This window comes from Acinetobacter sp. FDAARGOS_724 (genome assembly GCF_013364475.1).
Lineage (GTDB): Bacteria > Pseudomonadota > Gammaproteobacteria > Pseudomonadales > Moraxellaceae > Acinetobacter > Acinetobacter variabilis.
Genome location: NZ_CP054908.1, coordinates 3,228,961 through 3,235,676 on the forward strand (window position 1 = coordinate 3,228,961; position 6,716 = coordinate 3,235,676).

General features: G+C 43.8%; 5 protein-coding genes and 2 pseudogenes. 6 read left to right on the top strand and 1 reads right to left on the bottom strand.

The genetic code is table 11. From position 1 onward, the window contains the following. Window positions 1–28: 28 nt before the first annotated feature. The 4 genes from gigA (at window position 29) to FOC32_RS16890 (ending at window position 3,020) form a co-directional block, all read left to right on the top strand. Window positions 29–997: an RsbU family protein phosphatase GigA gene (gene gigA, locus FOC32_RS16875; RefSeq protein WP_034170815.1), complete on the top strand. Its 969-nt coding sequence runs from the start codon at window positions 29–31 to the stop codon at window positions 995–997. A 112-nt stretch (window positions 998–1,109) separates the two neighbouring features. Next, window positions 1,110–1,628 (top strand): anti-anti-sigma factor GigB, encoded by a 519-nt coding sequence (gene gigB, locus FOC32_RS16880; RefSeq protein ID WP_004783532.1) that lies wholly within the window; start codon window positions 1,110–1,112, stop codon window positions 1,626–1,628. A gap of 20 nt (window positions 1,629–1,648) precedes the next feature. Next, on the top strand, window positions 1,649–2,476 hold the full coding sequence (locus FOC32_RS16885) for a carbon-nitrogen hydrolase family protein (protein WP_175965997.1): 828 nt from the start codon (window positions 1,649–1,651) through the stop codon (window positions 2,474–2,476). Between the two features lie 118 nt (window positions 2,477–2,594). Beyond that, window positions 2,595–3,020: an organic hydroperoxide resistance protein gene (locus tag FOC32_RS16890; RefSeq protein WP_159123044.1), complete on the top strand. Its 426-nt coding sequence runs from the start codon at window positions 2,595–2,597 to the stop codon at window positions 3,018–3,020. Between the two features lie 173 nt (window positions 3,021–3,193). On the opposite strand, the gene gspE is transcribed toward FOC32_RS16890, so the two are convergent. Further along, window positions 3,194–4,681, bottom strand: coding sequence for a type II secretion system ATPase GspE (gene gspE / locus FOC32_RS16895; protein ID WP_004783540.1), 1,488 nt, complete (start codon window positions 4,679–4,681; stop codon window positions 3,194–3,196). A 93-nt stretch (window positions 4,682–4,774) separates the two neighbouring features. Between gspE and FOC32_RS16900 the strand changes: the two are divergent. Both FOC32_RS16900 and FOC32_RS16905 read left to right on the top strand, forming a co-directional pair. After that, window positions 4,775–5,603, top strand: a pseudogene (locus FOC32_RS16900) (hypothetical protein). A gap of 9 nt (window positions 5,604–5,612) precedes the next feature. Further along, a pseudogene (locus tag FOC32_RS16905) lies at window positions 5,613–6,535 on the top strand (mechanosensitive ion channel family protein). Window positions 6,536–6,716: the final 181 nt, after the last annotated feature.

Sequence of the window (6,716 nt, forward strand, 5' to 3'; positions counted from 1 at the left end):
ACTCATTCCAGGATCGAACTACCTGTCTATGTATTTCATTCAACCTACCCGTGATATTCCTTATTTAGATCAAGTACTTGAGAAGCTTCCGCACGTTCAAGTAATCAAGCTGGAAGATCACGAGTTGTACGATGCAACGATTATTGCTATTGCAGATGTACATGATTATCTGAAATATAAGTGGAACCTTCCGACTGTAGTATTAGCGCTAGAAAATGAAGGAACAGCCTTGGCACAAGCTTGGGAACAAGGTGCTTTGGCAGGCTGGATCTGGGATAAACTGCCTGAACAACCCGATATCGCATTACAAAAAATTGATGCGCAATATAAGCGTAATCAGGATAGTCGTGATCTTCCTTCTGCGGCAGAGCTACAAAAACGTCTGCTGCCGAATGAAATTGAATTAACCAATTATGCGGTTGAAACCTATTTTCAGCCTTCTGCCTATCTATCTGGCGATTGGTACGATTACTGGAAAATCAGCGATAAAGAAATCATTTTTTATCTTGCGGATGTTTCTGGTCATGGCGTTACCAGCAGTTTATTAACGTCCTGGATGGCGGCTTTTCATGGTCGCTCCAAAACGCCTCGTGAGCTAATCAAGAAACTAAACGGGATGCTGGTTCAGGAAAATATCGAAAAGCATATCACCATGATTGCCGGAATCCTGAACCTGGAAACCCATGTCTTGAAATGGTCCAGTGCTGGTCACTACCCTCCTCCGATTATCTTTGAACCGAATCAGGAACCAAAAATCCTGTCATCCAGCAGCTTCCCTCTTGGCCTCACTGAAGACCTTGAGGTAGACGAAAATGAGTATATCTTCAGCCGCAATGCACGTTTCATTATCTGTTCAGATGGGGCATTGGAGCCGTTTAGCGGCGGTCTGAATGAACAATTTTCCCAATTATTGCATCACTTACAAAACGAATCCTTCGAAGCACCCGAACATGTTGCCGACGATATTGCCATTCTCAGCTTTATAAGAGTGAAATAGCAGTATAATCACAAGTTTTATAAGCACTTAATTTGATTGCGACTTTCAGCTACTTGAGTATCTATAGACCCTATGGGATAATTTAATATCCTTCTCTGCAAATGGCATTTATATGTCAACAGGTCATGTTGAATATGCAAGCTTGAATGGAACGCATATTTTTAAGCTTATCGGCGAAGTGCGGGCCCAATCTTGTATTAGTCTAGACAAATTACTGAACAAACTTGAGCAGCAGGACAACGTTGTTGGCGCAATTGTTGATCTGACTGAAACCAGCTTTATTGACAGCACTGTACTGGGTGTCCTGGCAAAATTAGGACTTAAACTTAAGCAGCTCCATAAGATCCAGGCGGTGATGTTGTCGACTAACTCTGATATCACGACTCTGGCCAACAGTATGGGCTTGGGGCAGGTCTTTGTCATTTTGGATTACTGCGGTGATTCAAATGTATGTACGCGTAAACTGATGGAAGAACATGTGACGCATCAAGCGATGCTGAAAACTGTTCTGGATGCACACAAGACTTTAATGCGGTTAAATCAGAGCAACCAGAATATGTTTGAGCCCTTGGTCAAACAGTTGCAAAAAGAACAAGATAATCTAGATCAAGTGTCTGAACAAAAGGTATAAACACACAATAAGGAATCCCTATGACTTTACTTTCTGTTGCACAGATGAATTCCCAGAATGAAATTGAGCAAAATTTCATGACCATCGAATCATTAATTCAACAAAGTAAAGCAAAAGGCGCTGAACTTATTGTCTTTCCTGAAAATTTCGTCTGTTTTGCTGCTGGTAAACAGCACGAAACTGCTGCTCAGTTCGAGAGCATTCAACAACGTCTGGAACAGCTGGCTCATCAATATCAGATCTGGATTATCGCGGGGACATTACCCTGTCCTTATCGTCCTGATGGTTCGATTATTGAAGATGGCCGGGTTCGAACCGTAAGTCTATGTATTAGCCCAGAAAAAACTGAAGCCCGCTATGACAAGATTCACCTCTTTGATGTACAGGTCGGTGATGCTGTTGGTGGCTATCAGGAATCCCAATTTTTTGAACCAGGTACCGATATTGTTGTTGCGAAAACGCCTTTTGGCAATATCGGTATGATGGTCTGCTATGACCTGCGTTTCCCTGAACTCGCGCTTCATTTACGTGGCCAAGGCGCGAATATTTTAACTGCGCCATCTGCCTTTACTTACACCACTGGCCAAATGCACTGGCAATTATTATTGCAAGCACGTGCTATGGATACCCAATGCACAGTTCTCGGTGCTGCTCAACAGGGTTGGCATGGTGAAAAACGTCAAACTTGGGGACATGCCGCTGCCACAAACAGCCGTGGTCAACTTCTCGATATGGTGCATGCGGAAGGCGCACAGATTATTACGGTTGATTTTGATTTGACTGAGCAGGCCAAAGTGCGTGAGTCTATGCCACTCATGCAGCATCACAAGTTATTACAATTTTCTTAAGTCAGACTTTCTACTGCATTCTCATTCGCTTGCATAAATTAACAAAATCCCTGCTTATTCTTCCCTAGAAATTATGGAGCATAGAAGTTCCATAAAAGAACAAGCAGGAAATACTCTCATGTCATTAGAAAAAGCAGTATATACCGCACGTGCCAAAGCTACAGGCGGTCGAGATGGCCGTGCAACCTCTGACGATCAGATTCTGGATGTAAAACTGGCAGTGCCTAAGGAAATGGGTGGCCCAGGTGGCGGAACCAATCCTGAACAATTGTTCGCTGCAGGTTATTCAGCCTGTTTTTTAGGTGCCATGAAGTTTGTTGCCAACCGGGATAAAATCAATATTAGCAAAGATGCCTATATTGAGGGTGAAGTTGGCATTGGTCCGATTCCTACCGGTTTTGGTATTGAAGTGACTTTAAATGTTCATTTAGAAGGCATGGAACAGGAAGAAGCTCAAAAGCTGGTCGATGCCGCACACATCGTTTGTCCTTATTCAAATGCAACCCGTAACAATATTGATGTTACTTTGAATGTCATCACCTAAGTCTAAATAAATATTTGACTCTCTATCCTGAAAAATCAGAAGTCATTTCAGGATAGAGCTGATCATTCTTATAAAATTTTGATCAAAATTGCTTTATGCTATTTAATAGAAAAATGATCATTTGAGATATTTATTTAAGAAAACAGTGCCTTCCTATCCCATCGAATAAAAATTTACTCTGCCGCCTCATTGGTTACACGCAGAACTTCTTCAATCGTGGTTTTACCAGCCAGCACTTTACGTAAACCATCATCGCGAATTGAACCTGATTGCTGACGTGCATAGGTTTCCAGCTCATATTCAGCCGCATTGCCATGAATCAGACGGCGCATATGTTCATCAACCGGTACAATTTCATAAATGGCAGTACGTCCACTAAAGCCGGTATTCCCACAGCGTTCACAACCGTGCGGTTGAGGTAATCTTAAATCCTGTGGATGCTCAATATGTTCAAACAGATTTTTCTCAAATGCATCTGCATCCTTCCAGGTCGCACAATGTGGACATAAGGTACGCACCAGACGCTGAGCAACTACGCCAATTAAAGAGCTGGATAGTAAGAATGGCTCAATTCCCATATCTTTTAAACGCGTCACTGCACCAATCGCAGTATTGGTATGTAGTGTTGATAATACCAGGTGACCAGTCAATGATGCCTGAACTGCAATTTCTGCAGTTTCCAGATCACGGATTTCCCCCACCATCACCACATCTGGATCCTGACGTAACATAGCTTTTAAGGCACGGGCAAAGGTCATATCGACTTTGGTATTTACCTGAGTCTGACCAATCCCTTCTAACTGATATTCCACTGGATCTTCAGCTGTCAGAATATTTTTGGAACCATCATTTAGATCAGAGAGTGCTGCATATAAGGTGGTGGTCTTACCCGAACCGGTAGGTCCAGTCACCAGAATAATACCATGAGGACGATGCACCAGGGTCTTGAGTCGATCATAATCGTTATTCATCAAGCCCAGATGAGTCATATTCAGACGGCCAGCCTGCTTATCCAGCAAACGCATCACCACCCGCTCACCATAAGAAGATGGCAAGGTCGAAACACGAACATCGACTTCGCGACCTGCCAGACGCAAGGAAATACGGCCATCCTGAGGAATCCGTTTTTCCGCAATATCCAGCTTGGCCATGACCTTGATCCGTGATACCAGTAATGGTGCCAGCTCACGACGCGGCTGCACAATTTCACGTAGTTGCCCATCGACACGCAAGCGTACAGAAAGTCGTTTTTCGAAGGATTCCACATGAATATCTGAGGCGCCAACACGGATTGCTTCAGACAACAAGGCATTGATCAGACGGACAATAGGCGCATCATCCTCCTGATCCATCAGATCTTCGGCTTCAGGGACCGAATCAGCAAGGCTTAATAAATCCGGGTGATCTTCCAGACCAGCCGCGACCTGCTGTGACTCACCACTATCGCCGGCAAAACTGGAACTGAGTAACTGATTGAATTCTTGTTCTGTACAATGTTGATACTGAGCCGGATGACCCAGCAAACGGCGTGCTTCCTGTAATGCAAGCATAGATGTATTGTCACGACGGACAATAAAAGCCTGATCTCCCTCATAACGCAATAGCACACCATGACGTTTCGCAAAGCTATACGGGATTTGTAATTGTTTCAGTACTTGCATCGCAGATTATAATAATGATGAAAAAATTTAAATTGAGTGTACTCTAAGCATATGACAGCGTGAAGTATGTTTTCAAAGATTTAGTAAGAAAGGATGCCAACATTGCCGCAAGATCAAGAGGAATTAAACCTGCAGTCTCCCAGAATTCAATGGTGGGGAGAGCAAAGTTTTGAAATTAACGAGTCCAAGGCTTGGCAATTTGGCTCTCTGCTGTTTCGTTTGACCAGAGGTTTGCAGGAATGGCGACTGGAATATTATCGTCCGACGGTGCAGTACGATTATGAACAGCAATGGCATCAGATTAATGATCCACTGTTTGCATTTCCGAAACCGGTGAAAATTGAACGCTATATGTTCAAATCTACCCAAAGCAAGTTACAGCTTATGCCGCGTCTGGCGAATCGCTCCGTAGTAATTAAACCGGTTGATCCGATTTATATTCCGGCTGGACAACGTGGAACCCTCTATATCAGCACCCGCTATGGATTGCCGGTTTTGTCGAAGGTCAACGTGAACCGATTTTTGATCTTCCAGTGATTTTACCGAAAGACACCTGGTTTGGACCCAATCATCGTTCCGGTGAAATTTGCTATGCTACCGCAGTTGACGGAAGAACCGAGCTCCAACAATTACGTCCTCGTGCATTCCGTGCTGTGACCCCGATTGAATTTCATAATACCAGTCAGCAGCAACTGCGTTTCGATCGGATGAATGTTCCAGTACCTGCATTGCCTCTCTTTTATAGTGCCAGCACTGAACGTTTATGGACCTCGCAGATTAAGGTTCTGCATGAAGGTCTGGATCGCCCCCCCGGATCCGGGTGGAAAACCGTACCCCGCCCAATGCGGGTGAAGTGGATTATTTACACCCACCGCGTGATCCAGCGGGAAATTTATTTAATATGTTTGATTCATTTTTCTAAGAGCGTGTGATGCCAAATTCGAATATTCCAACCGAAGTCACAACAGTCTCAAGGGAGTATTTACCAATATTAATACGGATCGCCTGACTGAAATTGTCGTCGCGGTTGTGCTGTGTTTTATTGGTTTCCTGATCGCACGTTTTTTCTCGAATGCTTTTATCCGTACTATCGGTATACGCTTTAATGCGCATCAGCAAATGGTCTGGCGCCGCGGGATTTTCTACTTTATTTTCCTGTTGTTTGTGATGGCGAGTTTGAAGGAAGCCGGCTTTAAACTCAGTGTTTTCCTCGGTGCAGCGGGTATTTTAACTGTGGCTTTGGGTTTCGCTTCTCAAACCTCTGCATCCAACCTGATCAGCGGTATCTTCCTGATTGGTGAAGGATCTTTTGAGGTCGGTGATACCATTCAGATTACACTGATTCGTGGACATACCGTTGAAGGTGAAGTGATTTCGATTGATCTGCTCTCGGTTAAACTGCTTACTCAAGATAATATCTATATACGTTTGCCGAACGAACAACTGATTCGGGCTCCGGTACACAACCTGTCCAAGTTTCCAATCCGGCGTATTCCGATTACCTTGGCTATTAATTTTCATGAAGACATCATCAAGGTGCGTGAAGTACTGCTTGATGTTGCCAATAAATATCCGCTGGTTCTGGCCGATCCAAAGCCTGCAGTCACAGTCACCGCCTTCCGTGAATCTTCGATTGAACTTTTGTTTGCGATTTGGTGTCAGCAGGAAAATTATCTGAAAGTCCGTGATGAAATGCAGGAACGGATTCGAAATGGCTTTCTCGATAACCAGATTGAAATTCCGGTACCGAAAATGGGCTTTGTTGATCATCCACTGGCTCGCCCACTGGAAAATGAAGACGTTGATCAATATGCCAATGAGAAGGAGCTGAAGAGAGAGCCGGATTTAAAATAACTTTTTCTAAATCCCTCCTCACCTCCCTTTACTAAGGGAGGAACTGTCATAAAAAGCCTGTCTTTCTTTTACATATCGCTTAAAGCTGTGCTTTAAGCTCGTTCAGGGTTTGGGGAGATTAAATTAACGCTCAAATCGAGTAATTTAGATTCAAACCCTTTTCTCTCCATCCGGCATTGGT

Excerpts from the sequence above, each read along its gene's own strand:
- gigA (WP_034170815.1), top strand. The coding sequence starts at position 29 with ATGTATTTCATTCAACCTACCCGTGATATTCCTTATTTAGATCAAGTA.
- gigB (WP_004783532.1), top strand. The coding sequence starts at position 1,110 with ATGTCAACAGGTCATGTTGAATATGCAAGCTTGAATGGAACGCATATT.
- FOC32_RS16885 (WP_175965997.1), top strand. The coding sequence starts at position 1,649 with ATGACTTTACTTTCTGTTGCACAGATGAATTCCCAGAATGAAATTGAG.
- FOC32_RS16890 (WP_159123044.1), top strand. The coding sequence starts at position 2,595 with ATGTCATTAGAAAAAGCAGTATATACCGCACGTGCCAAAGCTACAGGC.
- gspE (WP_004783540.1), bottom strand. The coding sequence starts at position 4,681 with ATGCAAGTACTGAAACAATTACAAATCCCGTATAGCTTTGCGAAACGT.